Source organism: Vibrio sp. MA40-2, assembly GCF_047302445.1.
Classification (GTDB): Bacteria; Pseudomonadota; Gammaproteobacteria; order Enterobacterales; family Vibrionaceae; genus Vibrio.
The window spans coordinates 537,988-555,354 of record NZ_CP178627.1 but is presented as its reverse complement, the minus strand read 5'-3'; the positions used below and the strand labels follow the sequence as shown (position 1 = coordinate 555,354).

The window sequence follows — 17,367 nt, the reverse complement described above, 5'->3', positions numbered from 1 at the left end:
ATTTGTTGTATTTTTTATTTATACCTTAGTGCTTTAGTATATAAATTCGTTATATTTATCCCTTTATATAATTTAATCCGTACGTTATATTGATGTTTCTGAAATTAATTATTTCACTTAAACTACCATAATGTTTAGTTAGAAGTGTAAGATCAGGATGTCATTATTTTGGTAAAAAAAACCTTCACTTCTTCTCAAAAACAATCAGTGTTCTTGGCCGTTTTCCAGGTTTTTAGATTTAAACATCATAAAAATACCAACGTGTTAGCCGTGTTAGTTGGTCGTCTTTGTTATTTTTTTCCTTTCATTAGTATTTTTCATGTCTCTGTTTCATTTGCCTCTCAATCTGAGCCGTTAGACACAGTTTATTTACAGCTGCGTTGGCACCACCAGTTTCAATTTGCAGGCTACTATGCGGCATTAGAAAAAGGTTTTTATAAAGATGAAGGCTTGGATGTTAGGATTAAGAGCGGTAGTCCTGTTCGCCAACCAACCACAGAAGTGTTGTCTGGAAGAGTACAGTATGGAGAAGGTAATAGTGAGGTGCTTTACCAACGGTTGTTGGGTAAACCACTGGTTGCTCTGGCGCCGATCTTTCAGCATTCACCTTCAGTATTGATTACTTTACAGAGTTCAGGTATTCAAACTGTTCACGATCTTATTGACAAAAAGGTCATGTTAACCGGCGAATCTGAAGATGCCGATTTTCTTACTATGTTTCTTAATGAGGGAGTTTCATTCTCACAGCTCGACATCGTTGCAAGTAGCTATCAACTAGACGACCTTATTTCGGGTAAAGTAGCGGCATTTAATTCATATACGACTAACGAACCATATCTATTAACAAAGCAGAATATTGCCTACAATATTATTAACCCTATTTCTTATAGTGTCGATTTCTATAGTGATATTCTCTTTACGTCTGAGGATGAAGTAAAAAACAACCCTGCACGTGTCGAAGCAATGCTTCGGGCTACATTGAAAGGTTGGCGGTACGCTTTGGATAACCCTGAAGAGATTATCGACCTTATAAAAACCAAATATAAAGTGAGCAAAACTCGAGATCATTTGAGATTTGAAGCAGAACAAATACGTAAATTAATAATTCCTGATTTGATTCAAATTGGACATACCAACCCAGAACGTTGGCAGCACATGGCGGATACGTTCATAAAGACAGGGTTAGTGCCTGATGATACCTATCTTGATGGATTTATTTATCAAAAATCAGCGAATAATTTGCCAAGATGGGTACTGCCGGCATTGATGATTGCGCTTATTTTAGTTGTATTTACGAGCTCTATTACTTTTTACTTACATCGCTTTAATAAGCGAATTGCCATTACTCAAAAGACATTATTAGAAAGTGAAGAACGATTCAAAGCACTGAGTGCCGCAACCTATGGCGGCATTCTCATTCATGATAACGGTAACATTTTAGAATGTAATAGTGGTTTAACGGATATTACCGGCTTTAATTATTTTGAACTGATTAGTATGAATGAACTTAGGTTTATTGCTCCTGAATACCTTGAGATCATGTCACATGAAATAACAATTGAGCATGAAAATAGTTATCAAATAGAAGGTATTCGTAAAGACGGTTCACGTTTTCCAATAGCCGTAAAGGGCAAATCTATTATCTATAAAGGCACTAATGCTCGAGTGATGGAGATCCGAGATATTACTGAGCGAAAAGAGACAGAAGAGCAACTAGAATTAGCGGCCAGCGTATTTACGCATGCAAGAGAAGGTATCATGATTACCGATCCATTAGGCCAGATCATTGACGTTAATGATACCTTTAGCCGTATTACTGGATATAGCAAAGCGGAAGCATTAGGGAAAAACCCACGTTTTCTTAGTTCAGATTTACAAAGTAAAGCATTTTATTGCCAAATGTGGACCTCATTAGTAGCCGACCAACAATGGTCTGGCGAAATCTGGAATAAACGTAAAAACGGGGAATTATTTGCGGAATTAGTCACTATTAGTGCAGTGTTAGACGTTCGAGGAAATATTAAAAATTACGTGGCACTTTTTTCTGATATTACTCCAATGAAGAAACATCAACAGCAGCTCGAACACATTGCTCACTATGATATTTTAACCAACTTACCAAATAGAATACTATTGGCTGATCGTTTAAATTTAGCGATGCGAGAAAGCGAATCCACAGGAGTGTCCACAGCGGTAGCCTATCTAGATCTGGATGGTTTTAAAATTATTAATGATACCTATGGTCACAATGTAGGTGATGATCTTTTGATAGAACTTTCTGCTTTAATGAATAGGTGCTTGCGTGAGGGTGATACGCTCGCTCGCATCGGTGGTGATGAATTTGTTGCCGTGCTTACTGGTATTGAAAATATGAAGCAATGCCAAACAGTATTAAAGCGTTTATTAAATGCAGCGATGAGTTCGGTAAATATAGGGGATCAAACGTTACAGGTTTCGACCAGTATTGGCATCACTTTATACCCACAAGATGGTGTAGATGCCGACCAATTACTACGCCACGCCGATCACGCAATGTACATTGCTAAACAAACAGGAAAAAATAAATACCATTTATTTGATATACATAAAGATAGATCTATAAAAACCCAGCGTGAAATGATTGAGCAGATAGAACACGGGTTGGAGTGTTCTGAGTTTGAATTATTTCATCAACCGAAAGTCAATATGCGCACGGGTCAAGTAGTAGGTGTTGAAGCGTTAATAAGATGGCATCATCCAGAATCAGGGTTACTTCTTCCTGATGACTTCCTACCGTTTATAGATTGCCATAAGCTAAGTCTTTTATTAGGTGAATGGGTTCTTGCCACTGCACTGAATCAAATAGAAGAATGGCAGAGTCGAGGTTATGATATTGCTATTAGCGTTAATATTGACGCTTTTCACATCCAACAAAGTGATTTTGTGAACAATCTTTCCATGCTGTTAGCAAAACACCCTGCAATTAAGCCGTATTCATTACAAATTGAAATATTAGAAACCAGTGCCTTAGGCGACATTGCCGATGTTATGTCAACCATGCAAGCATGCATGGATATTGGCGTTAATTTTGCGTTAGATGACTTTGGGACAGGGTTCTCATCATTAACCTATCTTAAACGTTTACCCGCGGATCTGTTAAAAATAGACCAAAGTTTTGTCAGAGATATGCTGATCGATTCTGATGATAGAGCAATAGTTAAAGGCGTTATTAATTTGGCTGCTGCTTTTAATCGTGAAGTGATAGCTGAAGGAGTAGAGAGTACCGAACACGGGACTCAGTTGTTATCAATGGGCTGCGATTTAGCCCAAGGCTATGGTATCGCAAGGCCTATGCCCGCAAACGAATTTATTGAATGGTTGTTGGAATGGCGTCCCGATAAAGCTTGGGCGAACAAAAATTAAAAAACAGGCCCGAATGACTAACATTCATATGACCTGTTGAATTGATGAACTACTTGGTAAGGTTACTTATCTGAACCGATTCTGTCTGCGGTTAATATCGCCGCCAATACACTTTCTGCTGTCACAGTAAATGGCATGTTATGAATTGTCTCTCCTTCTGCCGTCGCAAGTTTCGCTACTTGGTATAGTTTATCTTTATCTATTTGTTTTACTCCCATATCGGCAAGACAGGTTGGCAATCCTACGCTATGACAGAAATGCAACACTTCCTCGATCTCTTCGGTCGGTGCATTTTCTAATATAAGTTGGGTAAGCGTACCAAATGCTACTTTTTCACCATGGTAGAGATGGTGGCATTCTTCTAATAAGGTTAAACCATTATGAATCGCATGAGCGGCAGCTAAACCACCACTTTCGAATCCAACTCCACTTAAATAGGTATTGGCTTCAACAATATTTTCTAGAGCTTTAGTTGATACGTCGGCATCTGCTGCTGCTTTGGCAAGATAACCTTGTTCAATTAGGGTGTCGTAACATAAGCGAGCCAGTGTTAGCGCTGCATTAGTCGTTAAACCACCTAACATGTTTGCCGCTTGAGCCGCTTTTGCTGCTCTTGCTTCAAAATACGTCGCTAGCGCGTCGCCCATTCCAGCAACCAGTAAACGAGTAGGGGCTTTAGAAATAATGTCGGTATCCATTAAAACCACATTAGGGTTACTTGGTAATAGCAGATATTGGTCAAATACGCCGTCTTCAGTGTAAAGAACAGAAAGCGCGCTACAGGGAGCATCAGTGGAGGCGATAGTAGGAACAATGACAACTGGAAGGTTTTGGTAATAGGCCATCGCTTTTGCGGTGTCGAGAGTTTTCCCGCCTCCTATACCGACAATCATTTCGCTACCATATTGAGATATTTTACTTGTTAATCGGTCAATTTCGATTTTTGAACATTCACCGTTGAATAATTCAAAATCAACCTCTACTTGTTGTGATTTATAGCTTGCTAATACTAAATCTTTGGTTATCCCCATAACGAACTCATCGGCGATAATAAGTGAACGTTTATTGGCATAACTTGCAATATTGTTGATTGAACCGCTACCTTGTATATATTTTCCCGGAGAAACGATAATACTGTCCATGCTACATTCCTTATCTAATAGTTGAATGAATACTTATAGTGAATGAATATTTAATTGTTATATTTTACTGACAACCCGCTATTTTTTGCTTACAAGCGATTATGTTTGGCTTACAAGCAATTATGTTTTACTGACAAATTGCAATTTTGCTATGAATATAACAACAATGGATATTAAATTTTCATTAGATTAAAGAGAGACGGATAAGACAAATTTAACCTAAACCAGACTTTTTAACTGATCATAATAAGGCGTAGGCATTACAAGATATAAATATAGGGCGCTGTAACAGTAAAAACATGCAGCACGTACACCATCAAAATGGTATTTATTTGCTGTCAATTTATCCAGATAATGTGATTAAAAGCAGATTGTTGCTGAAAGAGCGACCACTTAAGAACAAATGGAACGGTTGTGTATAAACTACTGCTGATAAATTTCTAATGGCAAATTGTCTGGATCTTTAAAAAAAGTAAACATTTTACCGGTATATTCGTCAACTCGAATTGGCTCTACTTCTACTCCTTTGGCTTCTAATTCTGCTTTGACTTTTTCAACCGAATCAACAACAAAAGCAAGATGCCTTAATCCTTGGGCCTCTGGTGTTGTAGGGCGTTCTGGAGCATTTGGAAAAGAAAATAATTCAATTTGTCCGCCGTCTGGCAGAGCAAGATCCAGTTTGTAGGAATCCCGATGTGTACGATAGTTTTCTGCCACCAGTTTCAAGCCTAGTATTTCGATATAAAACTGCTTTGAAACTTGATAATCGGAACAGATAATCGCGGCATGATGAATTCGTTTCAACATATAATCAATCCTTATACATTTATTTGTTGTAAATAAGTTATTTGCTGATAGATAAATTGTCCATCATGTAGTCAATAAATACCCGAAAACGAGCGGGCATATAGTTAGTTTGTGCAAATTGTAATGCCACTATACCGTGATAGTTGCCTTTGATGGTCCAGTCACTAAGGACTTCTTCTACTTGTCCTGATTGTATTGCCTCTTGCACGACAAAATCATGGAATATTCCAATGCCTAACCCATTTTTAACGCCATTTAACCGCATTTGTGAATGGTTTACTGCGTAGCGGCCTGAAACGGTTATTTGATGTAGCTGACCATCTTTGACCAAATTCCACCTATTGTCATCTTCTGTTTCTGCCAAATAGAGACAATCGTGATCGAGCAAATGTTTTGGATGAGTAGGATTTCCTCGTTTGCGTAAATAGTCAGGGCTGGCACAAAGCATCAATTTTGTTTCACCAATCTCTTTCAATACTAAGTTTTCATCTGGTTTGTCGGTAAGGCGAAAAACAATATCTATGCCGGTTTTAAAAATATCTACCGACCCATCGGCGGCGCGCAGCTTCAATTGAATATCGGGATAACGCTTTAAAAAAGGAATAACAAACGGTTGCAATACTGAGTTTAAAAACGCTTCCGGTGCGGCTACAGTTATGGAACCGCTAGGTTGATTATGATCTTCGTTAGAAATTTCTATTGCTTGCTGTGCTGAATTAACCATGATGATGCACTCATCGTAAATCTTCTTTCCAGCATCAGTAATGATCAAGGTTCGTGTCGTACGCTCAAACAGTTTGACTGATAACGCTTTTTCTAGCCGTGTGATTGTTTTACTTAACGCCGACGGGGTGACATTGAGTTTTTTTGCCGCCGCGGTAAAGCTTTTTTCTTGTTCAACAAGAATAAAAGCCGCTAGATCGGGTAGCAAAGAGAGTAATTGGCTCGAAATCATACTTATTTGTGCCTAAGATTCATTAATGGTTTTCCATGATAGGGGATAATAGTCTTTATCTAGATCAATTAAAATAACTTTACACTGTAAATAGGTAAGGCGAGCACTTTGTTAATGGTGTAATCGTCTTCTGACAAAACATCAACTAGCACTATAGACGACTCCCCATTTTTTATAAGGAATACAAGCATGTCTTCTGCATTTTATGAGCAAATTAGCCAACAGATTGACCAAGTAAAAGAAGAAGGGCTTTATAAATCTGAACGTATTATTACTTCAGCACAAAAGGCCGCCGTCTCTATTTCAACTGGAGAAGAAGTGCTTAATTTTTGTGCAAATAATTACTTAGGCTTGGCTAATCATCCTGCATTAATTCAAGCAGCAAAAGAGGGTATGGACCAACACGGTTTTGGTATGGCATCAGTTCGCTTTATTTGTGGAACACAAAATAGCCACAAATTGTTAGAACAGAAATTATCCGAATTTTTAGGCAAAGAAGATACCATTCTGTATACATCGTGTTTTGATGCAAATGCTGGTCTATTTGAAACGATTTTAGGCAAAGAAGACGCCATTATCTCCGATGCTTTAAACCATGCTTCAATTATTGATGGGGTTCGCTTATGCAAAGCCATGCGTTTTCGTTATGCCAACAACAATATGCAACAGCTAGAGCAACAGTTGATCGACGCTGACAACGCAGGGGCTCGCCATAAACTGATTGTTACCGACGGTGTATTTTCAATGGATGGCGTGGTGGCCAACCTTCCGGCTATTTGTGATTTGGCGGATAAATACAATGCACTTGTTATGGTTGATGATTCTCATGCTGTTGGTTTTATGGGAGAAAATGGCGCGGGCACACATGAGTATCATGACGTGATCGATCGTATTGATATTATTACTGGTACGCTTGGTAAAGCCATGGGCGGAGCATCAGGTGGTTATACCTCTGGTAAAAAAGAAGTCATTGATTGGTTACGCCAACGTTCTCGTCCGTATTTATTCTCAAACTCTGTTGCGCCCGCCATTGTGTCTGCGTCTATCCGTGTACTGGATTTGTTGAAAGAAAGCGGCGAGTTACGTGATCGTTTATGGGAAAATGCGGCTCATTTCCGTACTCGTATGGAGAGTGCTGGCTTTAATATGGGTGGCGCCGATCATGCGATTATTCCTATTATGTTAGGCGATGCTAAAGTTGCTGCTGAATTTGCCGAACGCGCATTAGAAAAAGGCATTTATGTGGTTGGTTTCTCTTTTCCTGTTGTGCCTAAAGGGCAAGCTCGCATTCGTACGCAAATGTCTGCGGCTCACACTCGTGAAGAACTTGATAAAGCAATTGATGTATTTATTCAAGTTGGCAAAGATATGGGTATTATTTAATGAAAATCAAAGCATTAGCAAAGTTAAAAGCAGAAGAAGGTATCTGGCTCACTGAGGTGGACAAACCTGAAATTGGCCACAATGATCTGTTAATCCGCATCAAAAAAACCGCGATTTGTGGTACAGATATCCATATCTATAATTGGGATGAGTGGGCACAAAATACTATTCCAGTACCAATGGTCGTTGGGCATGAATATGTTGGAGAAGTTGTCGGTATAGGCCAAGAAGTTCGAGGTTTCGAACTTGGTGATCGCGTTTCAGGTGAAGGTCATATAACCTGTGGTCACTGTCGAAACTGCCGAGGGGGCCGAACCCATCTGTGCCGCAATACCGTTGGTGTTGGCGTTAACCGTACTGGTGCATTTTCTGAATTTTTGGTGATTCCTGCATTTAATGCCTTTAAGATCCCAGACAGTATTTCCGACGATCTAGCTTCTATATTTGACCCATTTGGCAACGCAGTACATACCGCGCTATCGTTTGACCTTGTTGGCGAAGATGTGCTAATTACTGGCGCCGGACCTATCGGTATTATGGCTGCGGCGGTTGCAAAACATGTTGGAGCTCGTAATGTTGTGATAACCGATGTAAATGAGTATCGGCTAGAATTGGCCAAAAAAATGGGCGTAACCCGAGCAGTCAATGTCTCCAATCACAGCCTTGAACAAGTAATGAACGAATTGCAAATGACAGAAGGCTTTGATGTAGGCTTAGAAATGTCAGGTAATCCGATGGCATTTAACAGCATGCTTAACGCAATGAATCATGGTAGCCGAGTAGCTCTGCTAGGTATTCCGCCTAAAGATATGGGAATTGACTGGAACCAAGTGATATTTAAAGGCATGGTCATTAAAGGTATTTACGGACGTGAAATGTTCGAAACTTGGTATAAAATGGCAAGCCTCATTCAATCTGGCCTAGATCTAACCCCAATTATCACTCACCATTTCAAGATTGATGATTTCCAAAAAGGCTTCGACACCATGCGTAGCGGGCAGTCTGGCAAGGTTATCTTGGATTGGGAGTAGAGTAGAAGACTGATCTAAACTAGAAATTGTATCACTGGCTAAATACTGTTTTTATTCATAGTGAAATGGAAAATAAAGTCGTATTTAGCCTCACGGAAAGCCCTAGAAATGCTTTATGATACAGGCTGATAAATTATAAAAGCTTGTGGCTTTTGCTACAAAAATTCTCCATTTTAAACGAAAAGACTGATTATGAATTTTGATATCAATGCATTGAGACACCACCAACTGGTTGAAGATGGTCAACTAGAAGGGTGCTACATTCATCAGCCAGTACAAGGCAGTCAACAAAATGATAAGGCGGTTTTAGTTGAGCGCCAAGCGTTGGAAAACATGGGATATAAAGTGATACAGGTTCAAGCTAAAGGTGGAACAACAACGTTTGCCGAGGCGATGCAAAAACTTGCGAAGAAGACGGGTCACCAACCCAAGGAGTAATTTACAGATATATCTTCTAGTCAATGTAGATAACTATTTGAAATTAAATATAAATAGTATTTGTATTGTCATGCTGTTGTAGATTTTAAGTTTTTCTTTAAACCAACACTCTGCAGAGTTGAATTTCAAAAGAATTGTTGCTAGATTATCCCAATGAAATACATTTCAATGCCTACATCATTCTTCTTCTGGTGGCGCTCTAATTAGAGTGGCGCGGAATTTTTACATTCTTAAGCTGCTGGAAGGTAGCTAAGACTGTTATTTCTTTTATATCTCCAGTAGCGATCTATTTTACCTCGGAGATATACTCATGAATACAAAGCAAACTGTTGATAAACCAGAAATTATTTTAACCGGTGATAGAGCGACAGGGCCGTTGCATTTAGGTCATTATGTCGGTTCTTTAAAGCAGCGCGTTGTTTTACAAGCGCGGCATGAACAAACAATTCTTGTTGCTGACATGCAAGGCCTTACTGACAACGCTCATAATCCGAAAAAGGTATCATCCAACATTTTAAATGTCGTTGCAGATTATTTAGCGGTTGGCATCGACCCTTCTAAAACAACTATTTGCCTTCAATCACAACTGCCCGCTCTGGCTGAATTGACAATGTATTACAGTAACCTTGTAACCATCAGTCGATTAGAGCGCAATCCAACCGTTAAAAGTGAAATCCAAAACAAAGGATTTGAACGATCTATTCCAGCTGGTTTTCTTACTTACCCTATATCACAGGCTGCAGATATCACGGGGTTTAAGGCGTCTTTAGTTCCTGTGGGTGATGACCAGTTACCAATGCTTGAACAAACTAATGAGATAGTGAGAAAGATTAACGCACTTGCAGGGCATAATGTTTTGAATGAATGTAGGCCTTTATTGAGTACAGCATCACGCTTACCTAGCACAGATGGCAAAAGTAAGATGTCCAAGTCGATGGGCAACGCCATTAATCTTGGTGCCACTGAGAAGGAAATCTCCGCAGCGGTTAAATCGATGTATACCGACCCTAATCACCTGAGGGTTGACGATCCCGGCAATATCCAAGGAAATATTGTGTTTACCTATCTTAATGCTTTTCATTCAGATAAAGGCTATATCAGTCAACTAAAACAACATTATCAACATGGAGGACTTGGTGACGGAACAACGAAAAAAATACTGGAAGAGTGTTTGCAGGACATGCTCAGGCCAATAAGAGATAGAAGAGCAGAATTTCTAAACGATAAGGCCCAATTAGTTGATATTTTAGTAAAGGGAAGCCGGGTTTCTAGAGAAAAAACAGCGCAAGTACTGTTTGACGTAAAAGGTATTTTTGGACTGAATATTTTCTGATTAACTTATTTTCAACAACCAGCTTCGAGAAGCTCATTGGAAGCGTCTGTCGAAGCTGGTTAGGTATTGAATGTTCCAATTTTTAATCATTTTTTGTCGTAGAAATTTTAGAGTAGTAATTGTTCAGCAGCCAGAAAATCAATAAAAGCTTTAAGTTGATTTGGAATGTATCTTGATTGTGGATATTGCGCCACAATGCTGCCTTGATAACCCCCTTTAATATGCCATTCAGGTAGAACTTGAATTAGATCACCTGACGCGAGGTATTTAGCGACGGTGAAATCTGGAAAAATTGAAATACCTAATCCTTGTAATACCGCTTCTCGTCTTATTTCACTGTGGTTAACAGCCAGAGGGCCTTTAATTTTTAAGGTGTGCTTTTTTGCGCCCAATGTGAGAGTCCATGAATCATCAGCTGGTGTTTCACCATAGCCTATACATTGATGTGAAATGAGATCGCTAGGGTGGGTGGGTAAGCCATATTTATTAATATATTCGGGAGTGGCGCAAGCAATTCGCTTTACTGTACCGAGTGTTTTGGCAACTAAACGCTCAACAGGGTGTGTGGTAATATGAATAACAATATCAACCTCGCCACCTATCGGATCAATGTAATGGTCTGTTACTTTCCATTTTAACTGAACATTTGGATACGCTTTTACAAAGGCAAGAGTTCGTGGCATCAAAATTTGTCGAGCCAGTGCTTTAGGCGCAGCAACGGTAAGTTCACCTACGGCTTCATTTTGACTAGCTTGCGCTGCGTGAACCGCTTGTTTTGCCGATTGAAGCATCGCTAAACAAAGCTGAAAGACTTCTTCCCCAACACTGGTTAAACGGAGACTTCGAGTGGTTCTTTCGATTAACTTTTGTTGTAACGCATTTTCAAGTTTACTGATTGAACGACTGACTGATGAAGGCATTACACCTAACTTCTGTGCAGCTTTAGAAAAACTGCCTTCTTCTATAACACTAACGAATGTGGCCATTTCAGGCATCAAATTCATAATTTTATTTGTGTCCACAGCGCAATTATCCTTTGCATAATTACCCAATTGTTACGTTAAAGTTACTGATTTATATTGTGTATGTCAAAGCAGTGAAATCATTCTCGGGCTACATCAGTAAAATAGAGGGACGGTATGAGTAATATTACGCCAGCAAGAAATACTAACAGTACAATTTATTTTCCTACTTTAGAGGCCGCACTTTTACTAGTGGCAATTTTTTGGGGTACAAGTTATGGGCTTACAAAACAAGCGCTTATCTACACGTCCGTTATGATGTTTATAGCCATACGATTTTCACTCACTTGTTTAGTGCTGCTGCCAATGACAGTGAGAGACTTAAAAACAGCAAGGAGTTCAGATTGGAAAGTGGCGTTGCCAACAGGATTAATTTTGGCCGCTATCTTCGCATTTGAGGTGATGGGTGTATTTAAAACCACTGCAAGTAATGCAGCATTCTTGATCAGCCTATCTGTCATTTTTACTTTATTTGTTGAAGCGCTGGTCAATAAAAGTGCGATTAACAAAACAATGTTGATACTCGCGTTAGCAAGTATTGTTGGGGTTTTCTTATTAACCCGTTCTACTCGATTTGAGATGGAATTAAATTACGGTGATTATTTTATTCTTTCTGCTGCTGTGTTGCGTGCATTGATGGTGACGACAACCAAAAAGCTGACCGATGGTAAAAAAATCACCAATGGAACATTAACTTGTATTCAATCATTTGTAGTTGCAATGTGCGCGTTAGGGATCGTGTTGATTGATTCTGACTTAAATTTTGAGCTTCCAACACATTATCTGTTTTGGGGAATGATGTGTTACTTGGTGGTTTGCTGTACTTTGTACGCGTTTTTTGTACAGAATCATGCAGTAAGGAAGTTATCACCAACCAAGGTTTCATTACTTATGGGCAGTGAACCTCTGTTTGGCGCACTGTTTGCGGTAGTTTGGTTAAATGAGAGCTTATCTATTATACAAATTATCGGTGGTTGTATAATTTTTGTTTGTGTGATTATGGCTTCATTGCTTAAAACAACCGATTGACCTGAACTGGCAGTAGAATTGGCCATCTTCAATTAACAAAACATGTTCCGCTTATTCTTCCAATAACCGCTCTACTTAAAATAGGATTTAATTTTGTTTCTTAGCCATATACTTGACGGACTTTTCTTATCGCGATTGTGCACCATGAGACGGTGATTAATGGGGATAGAGGTAAATGGACTCGGTAGAATCAGAATATCGAGTTTATCGGCAAACATATGAGCAATGCTTTTGGTCATAATGGCGATGCAATCACTGGTTGAGACCATCGACATTTGTGAAAGTAATGAGGTACATTCGGCGGCGACAGTCCTCTCTTGTAGCTTTTCTGTAGTGAAGTAATCGGCTAAATAGATCTGTTCTCTACGAAGCTTCAACGTAATATGTCGCTCTTTATAAAAATCTTGTTCTGAGATTGAATCGATTATTCTTGGATGGCCTTTGCGTACAATTACACACATCTCATCTTCAAATAACATTTCTGTAAAAAAAGAGCTAGAAGCATGGTTAGAGAACTCAATAGCTAAGTCTGCCTGACGTTGCTGAAGGTCACTAATTAATTGATCTTCGTTTGAACGTGTAGGGTGCAATTCGATACGGACCTGACCAAGCTCAGTATCGGCCTCTATCATTGGTAACAGCATTAGCATGATCGGTTCCGAAGTGTACACCACAAATCGGTGTGGATATTCGGTATTAAAACCATCCAAGTTTTCTAACGCGTTATTAATTTGAATCAGGGCAGGCTCGATTTGACGGATCAACTCTCGAGCATGACAAGTTGGTGCGATACCTCGACCAGAGCGAATAAAAAGTTCGCTCCCTAGCTGCGCTTTCAGGCGTTTTAATAAACCACTCACACCTGGTTGCGTCATTCCCATTTCTTCTGCTGCAAGGGTGATGGATTGGTGACGATATACGGTTGCAAATACTTGAAGAAGATTTAAGTCGATTTTATCTATCATGAGCCATGAACCTATTCATAACAATATGTGATGTTTCAAATATAGTTTCATTTATATATTGTGATGTGTCAATTGGTTAAATTAGTCGCATACAAACTTGAGACACAAAATGAGGCTCAGCATGAAAACCAATTTAAATCCTTCAGTATTATCTTTAGCCGTTGTTATGTCATTTAGCGTTACTGCAAATGACTATGCTTCAATCGATACCTATGAAGGTAAACCAGCGACACCACATACGGTAAAAGCGAATGCGTTAATGTCTACAACTCTGCCTTGGGACGATACATCCGCATTCGATAGAACAACACGCGGTTTGATTGCTGAGCTTGGTACACATGAAGCAGGAGAATTAAAAAATAGGTTTGAATACATGACAGATATGTCGGTTGAGGATTTACCGCCAACGGTTAATCCATCTATTTGGCGTCAAGGTATGTTGAATTACGCTGCTGGTGGCCTCTATCAAGTGACCGATGGTGTGTACCAAATTCGTGGGGCAGACCTTTCAAATATGACCATCTATCGAACAGAAAATGGTTATGTTATCCATGATCCTTTGCTTTCTAAAGAAGCAGCAGACGCCTCATGGAAATTTGCCAAACAACATCTTCCAGCAATTAATGGACAACACAAGATCACCGGTATGATTTACTCTCATATGCATGCGGACCATTTCGGTGGCTCTCGAGGGATCATCGAGTCTGGTGATTTTGATCAAAACGCAAAAATTTACGCGCCAAAAGACTTCCTTAAAGAGCTCGCAGATGAAAACGTGATTGCAGGGGCTGCGATGAGTCGACGTGGAAACTATCAATACGGAACCACGTTAGATAATAACACCAAAGGTATTGTTGATAACGCATTAGGCTTGGGGACATCGCGTGGCGTTGTAACCCTTGTTGCGCCGACAGATGAAATTCAAGAGCGTGAAAAAATAATCACAATTGATGGGTTAGATTTTCACACAATTAATATGCCTGGCGCAGAAGCGCCAGCAGAGATTGTGGTTTATGTACCGGCTTATCGCTCACTGAATACGGCTGAGTTAACTTACGATGGCATGCACAATATATATACTTTCCGAGGGGCAAAAGTGCGTGATTCTTTGGTTTGGACTAAGTACCTGACTGAACTCAAAGTACGCTTCGTGGATAGTGGTCTGGTAGATAATATTCATGCGGCACACTCCGCTCCGGTATGGAATGAACCAAGTACTGATGTTAATGAAGTCTCTGAATATATGACGTTACAACGTGATAACTATGGCTTTATTCATAATCAAGCGATGCGCTTAGCCAACCATGGTGTGACTATCAATGATGTGGGTAGAGAGATTGAGAAAATCGTCCCTCAAACGCAGCTAGATACATGGCATACCAATGGTTATCACGGTTCATACAGTCACAATGCACGTGGGGTAGTGAATCTATATCTTGGTTATCACGATATGAATCCGGTCAATACTAACCCACTTCAATCGATAGATAAGTCTTGTGTCTATGTGAATGCCGCTGGTGCTGACGTTCTGTATAACGCAGGTCAGCAGCACTTTGATAACGGTGAATACCAACAGGCATCTCAGTTATTTAATGATTTAGTGTTATGCAGTCCCCACAATATTGACTATCGTTTTGCATTGGCGGACAGTTTTGAACAACAAGGCTACCAATCGGAAACAATGGCATGGCGTAATAGTTATTTGCAAGCCGCTGCAGAACTCCGAACAGGTGAAATTTTGCCTTCGATTAAATTGGGTTCTCCTGATGTCATTGCCAACACACCAACAGGCATGTTCTTAGATTTTGTTGCGGTAAGCCTCAATGCGCCGAAAGTAGAGGCAGCGGGACTAGATTTCACCTTTGGTGTGCGTCATCCAGATGTTGATGAGCAATACTATGGTGAAGTATCTAACGCCAATATGGCCAACATTCAAGTTGCTACGATGCCAGCAGTTGATTTTGAACTCATTATCAACAAAACGGACTTTACTAAGCTAGTACTAGGAGAGACAACGCTGGATACGTTACTTGAATCTGGCCAAGCGGGTATTAAAGGTAATGAGGCATTATTAGACCAATTGAGCGCAACACTGGACACTTTTGATGGCTTGTTTGAAATTCTGCCAATGCCGACGGAGTCTTAGTTTGGGCTAGTATCAATAGAAATATCGATATAAGTATTAACCAGAAAAAAAATGATTAATTAAGCGGTTTCAGACATATTCTGAAGCCGTTTTGTATTATTGGTATCTTAACAGCGGTTGATGTTAAATGGGTGAGTGAAAGCGGTTGGGAAAGGTAAAGATAAAGATGATTAAGTGAGTAGTTGATGTAACATGGCGTAACACTGCGTCATACATTGAAGGAAAAACATGGCCAAGATTATACTTGAAGGATATATTGTCGTTCCCAAAAATGAGCTTATTAACGTGCTCAACCAACTTGAAATGCACAAACAACTCACTCTTGAAGAACAAGGCTGCCTTGTTTTTGAGGTAACTCAACATCCGAATGATCCTACTCGATTTGACGTCTATGAAGAATTTGTCGATAAAACGGCATTCAATAGTCATCAAAAGCGTGTGGCTGCATCAAACTGGGGTGCGGCCACGCAGAATGTGCAACGGTTTTACCAATTACGCGAATGAATGTATAAAAAACAATTCAAATCCACGCGTAAGGTATCGCAACACACGGTATGATAAATTTCTTTAGGTTTAACGTATTTAATAGCTAAGTTTGCACTTAAGTTGCTTGTTAGAAAACGGGGTATTAAGCGTTATGTTGGGAGAGGTATTATATGGTTAACTGGCCTTGTGTCTTAAAATTAGAAGGTGACAATGAGCTCGAGTATTTTAAATCAGAAGTAGAGTTTATGAGAGAGTGTAACTCGCTGATTTTGAGTGAAGATGATCATCTAATCGATTCAGTTGGTCAATGTTATTCATTAAACTACAGCAGCTACAAGAATATAATGTTGGAGCCGCTTAGTCGCACTTACTCAACGGACGAAGTGACACTTTTAATACAGGCTCACGAGTTCTCTAAAGCTGAAATGTGCTTAACAAAAATTCAGTTTACCAGTGTATCTGAGGCGATAGCTTCGTTAGCGTGAAATAGAAAAGGGAATAGGTGGTAGCGATAATACTCTGTAAGATCGCTACTTTCTCAGCCTCGGAATGGTGTGTTAGAGTAAGGTTAGCATCCTCTTGCTCCATAAATATCCTCTTGCTCTTTTTTGACACTATGTTCTTTTTTTCTTGCCTTGAACCGCCTTAAAACGAGGATTTGATTTGCAGATCACATAGGTGCGACCTTTTCTTTTGACTATTTGACAGTCTGGACTGCGCTTCTTTGCGCTCTTTAGTGAATTCAATACTTTCATACTATGACTCTTCTTTTTGTGTTGAAGCTAAACGACCAAAACGTCGATTAAAATTAGCTACACGGCCTTCTTTATTAATGATACGCTGTTTGCCAGTGTAAAAAGGATGAGATTCTGATGACACCTCAATCGTGAAATAAGGATAAGTATGGCCATCTTTCCATTCAATTGTGCGGTCAGTTTGTAGAGTAGAGCCAATTAAAAAATACTGATCAACACTGGTATCATGAAATACGACGGTGCGATATTGTGGATGAATATTGGGTTTCACATCATTTCCCTTTAATTAATAATATCATTTGATATGTTATAACATATCAAATGATAACACTTCTCGTTTGTGTGTTCGAGTGTTTTTTTGATATTGATGCAATAGCAGTGATGAAATAGGTTAGCAAAAAGGTTAAAAACAATTAAATTAAAGGGTGTGGTCGGATAAATCTAAGGTTAGAAATTGTAGGAATAAAGGCATT

General features: G+C 39.4%; 16 protein-coding genes. 9 read left to right on the top strand and 7 right to left on the bottom strand.

Annotation, left to right across the window (positions count from 1 at the left end; all coding sequences use genetic code 11):
• The first annotated feature begins 168 nt into the window (after nucleotides 1-168).
• Nucleotides 169-3,402, top strand: coding sequence for an EAL domain-containing protein (locus tag ACLKML_RS02320; RefSeq protein WP_413283474.1), 3,234 nt, complete (start codon nucleotides 169-171; stop codon nucleotides 3,400-3,402).
• Nucleotides 3,403-3,464: 62 nt separating this feature from the next.
• Here ACLKML_RS02320 and ACLKML_RS02315 read toward each other — a convergent pair whose 3' ends face one another.
• The 3 genes from ACLKML_RS02315 to ACLKML_RS02305 all read right to left on the bottom strand — a co-directional run bounded on the left by ACLKML_RS02315 (nucleotide 3,465) and on the right by ACLKML_RS02305 (nucleotide 6,306).
• On the bottom strand, nucleotides 3,465-4,544 hold the full coding sequence (locus tag ACLKML_RS02315) for a glycerol dehydrogenase (RefSeq protein ID WP_413283473.1): 1,080 nt from the start codon (nucleotides 4,542-4,544) through the stop codon (nucleotides 3,465-3,467).
• A gap of 423 nt (nucleotides 4,545-4,967) precedes the next feature.
• Nucleotides 4,968-5,351: a VOC family protein gene (locus tag ACLKML_RS02310; protein ID WP_413283472.1), complete on the bottom strand. Its 384-nt coding sequence runs from the start codon at nucleotides 5,349-5,351 to the stop codon at nucleotides 4,968-4,970.
• A 37-nt stretch (nucleotides 5,352-5,388) separates the two neighbouring features.
• Nucleotides 5,389-6,306, bottom strand: coding sequence for a LysR substrate-binding domain-containing protein (locus ACLKML_RS02305; protein ID WP_413283471.1), 918 nt, complete (start codon nucleotides 6,304-6,306; stop codon nucleotides 5,389-5,391).
• A 189-nt stretch (nucleotides 6,307-6,495) separates the two neighbouring features.
• Here ACLKML_RS02305 and ACLKML_RS02300 point away from each other — a divergent pair, with 189 nt between their 5' ends.
• The 4 genes from ACLKML_RS02300 to trpS all read left to right on the top strand — a co-directional run bounded on the left by ACLKML_RS02300 (nucleotide 6,496) and on the right by trpS (nucleotide 10,491).
• The gene (locus ACLKML_RS02300) at nucleotides 6,496-7,689 is read left to right on the top strand and encodes a glycine C-acetyltransferase (protein ID WP_413283470.1); all 1,194 of its coding nucleotides are present in this window, start codon (nucleotides 6,496-6,498) and stop codon (nucleotides 7,687-7,689) included.
• Nucleotides 7,689-8,720, top strand: a complete 1,032-nt coding sequence (tdh, locus tag ACLKML_RS02295) for an L-threonine 3-dehydrogenase (RefSeq protein WP_413283469.1) — start codon at nucleotides 7,689-7,691, stop codon at nucleotides 8,718-8,720. The genes ACLKML_RS02300 and tdh overlap by 1 nt, the downstream gene beginning before the upstream one ends.
• 192 nt (nucleotides 8,721-8,912) lie before the next feature.
• Nucleotides 8,913-9,158: a hypothetical protein gene (locus tag ACLKML_RS02290; protein ID WP_413283468.1), complete on the top strand. Its 246-nt coding sequence runs from the start codon at nucleotides 8,913-8,915 to the stop codon at nucleotides 9,156-9,158.
• 310 nt (nucleotides 9,159-9,468) lie between these two features.
• Nucleotides 9,469-10,491 carry a tryptophan--tRNA ligase gene (trpS, locus tag ACLKML_RS02285; protein WP_413283467.1) on the top strand — a complete coding sequence of 341 codons (1,023 nt, stop codon included), beginning with the start codon at nucleotides 9,469-9,471 and terminating at the stop codon, nucleotides 10,489-10,491.
• Between the two features lie 107 nt (nucleotides 10,492-10,598).
• On the opposite strand, the gene ACLKML_RS02280 is transcribed toward trpS, so the two are convergent.
• On the bottom strand, nucleotides 10,599-11,513 hold the full coding sequence (locus ACLKML_RS02280) for a LysR family transcriptional regulator (protein WP_413283466.1): 915 nt from the start codon (nucleotides 11,511-11,513) through the stop codon (nucleotides 10,599-10,601).
• A 117-nt stretch (nucleotides 11,514-11,630) separates the two neighbouring features.
• Between ACLKML_RS02280 and ACLKML_RS02275 the strand changes: the two genes are divergently transcribed.
• Nucleotides 11,631-12,542: a DMT family transporter gene (locus ACLKML_RS02275; protein ID WP_413283465.1), complete on the top strand. Its 912-nt coding sequence runs from the start codon at nucleotides 11,631-11,633 to the stop codon at nucleotides 12,540-12,542.
• Nucleotides 12,543-12,613: 71 nt separating this feature from the next.
• Here ACLKML_RS02275 and ACLKML_RS02270 read toward each other — a convergent pair whose 3' ends face one another.
• The gene (locus ACLKML_RS02270; protein ID WP_413283464.1) at nucleotides 12,614-13,507 is read right to left on the bottom strand and encodes a LysR family transcriptional regulator; all 894 of its coding nucleotides are present in this window, start codon (nucleotides 13,505-13,507) and stop codon (nucleotides 12,614-12,616) included.
• Between the two features lie 121 nt (nucleotides 13,508-13,628).
• On the opposite strand from ACLKML_RS02270, the gene ACLKML_RS02265 reads away from it, so the two are divergent.
• The 3 genes from ACLKML_RS02265 (at nucleotide 13,629) to ACLKML_RS02255 (ending at nucleotide 16,624) form a co-directional block, all read left to right on the top strand.
• Complete coding sequence (locus tag ACLKML_RS02265) at nucleotides 13,629-15,653, top strand: alkyl/aryl-sulfatase (protein ID WP_413283463.1); 2,025 nt, start codon at nucleotides 13,629-13,631, stop codon at nucleotides 15,651-15,653.
• A gap of 228 nt (nucleotides 15,654-15,881) precedes the next feature.
• Nucleotides 15,882-16,157: a putative quinol monooxygenase gene (locus ACLKML_RS02260; protein ID WP_413283462.1), complete on the top strand. Its 276-nt coding sequence runs from the start codon at nucleotides 15,882-15,884 to the stop codon at nucleotides 16,155-16,157.
• Nucleotides 16,158-16,309: 152 nt separating this feature from the next.
• Entirely contained in the window at nucleotides 16,310-16,624 is a 315-nt protein-coding gene (locus ACLKML_RS02255; protein WP_413283461.1) for a DUF4144 family protein, read from the top strand.
• A 129-nt stretch (nucleotides 16,625-16,753) separates the two neighbouring features.
• Here ACLKML_RS02255 and ykgO read toward each other — a convergent pair whose 3' ends face one another.
• The gene (gene ykgO / locus ACLKML_RS02250; RefSeq protein WP_413283460.1) at nucleotides 16,754-16,894 is read right to left on the bottom strand and encodes a type B 50S ribosomal protein L36; all 141 of its coding nucleotides are present in this window, start codon (nucleotides 16,892-16,894) and stop codon (nucleotides 16,754-16,756) included.
• Between the two features lies 1 nt (nucleotide 16,895).
• The gene (locus ACLKML_RS02245) at nucleotides 16,896-17,165 is read right to left on the bottom strand and encodes a type B 50S ribosomal protein L31 (protein WP_413283459.1); all 270 of its coding nucleotides are present in this window, start codon (nucleotides 17,163-17,165) and stop codon (nucleotides 16,896-16,898) included.
• Between the last annotated feature and the right edge of the window lie 202 nt (nucleotides 17,166-17,367).

Excerpts from the sequence above, each read along its gene's own strand:
- ACLKML_RS02315 (WP_413283473.1), bottom strand. The coding sequence starts at position 4,544 with ATGGACAGTATTATCGTTTCTCCGGGAAAATATATACAAGGTAGCGGT.
- ACLKML_RS02310 (WP_413283472.1), bottom strand. The coding sequence starts at position 5,351 with ATGTTGAAACGAATTCATCATGCCGCGATTATCTGTTCCGATTATCAA.
- ACLKML_RS02305 (WP_413283471.1), bottom strand. The coding sequence starts at position 6,306 with ATGATTTCGAGCCAATTACTCTCTTTGCTACCCGATCTAGCGGCTTTT.
- ACLKML_RS02300 (WP_413283470.1), top strand. The coding sequence starts at position 6,496 with ATGTCTTCTGCATTTTATGAGCAAATTAGCCAACAGATTGACCAAGTA.
- tdh (WP_413283469.1), top strand. The coding sequence starts at position 7,689 with ATGAAAATCAAAGCATTAGCAAAGTTAAAAGCAGAAGAAGGTATCTGG.
- ACLKML_RS02290 (WP_413283468.1), top strand. The coding sequence starts at position 8,913 with ATGAATTTTGATATCAATGCATTGAGACACCACCAACTGGTTGAAGAT.
- trpS (WP_413283467.1), top strand. The coding sequence starts at position 9,469 with ATGAATACAAAGCAAACTGTTGATAAACCAGAAATTATTTTAACCGGT.
- ACLKML_RS02275 (WP_413283465.1), top strand. The coding sequence starts at position 11,631 with ATGAGTAATATTACGCCAGCAAGAAATACTAACAGTACAATTTATTTT.
- ACLKML_RS02270 (WP_413283464.1), bottom strand. The coding sequence starts at position 13,507 with ATGATAGATAAAATCGACTTAAATCTTCTTCAAGTATTTGCAACCGTA.
- ACLKML_RS02265 (WP_413283463.1), top strand. The coding sequence starts at position 13,629 with ATGAAAACCAATTTAAATCCTTCAGTATTATCTTTAGCCGTTGTTATG.
- ACLKML_RS02260 (WP_413283462.1), top strand. The coding sequence starts at position 15,882 with ATGGCCAAGATTATACTTGAAGGATATATTGTCGTTCCCAAAAATGAG.
- ACLKML_RS02255 (WP_413283461.1), top strand. The coding sequence starts at position 16,310 with ATGGTTAACTGGCCTTGTGTCTTAAAATTAGAAGGTGACAATGAGCTC.
- ykgO (WP_413283460.1), bottom strand. The coding sequence starts at position 16,894 with ATGAAAGTATTGAATTCACTAAAGAGCGCAAAGAAGCGCAGTCCAGAC.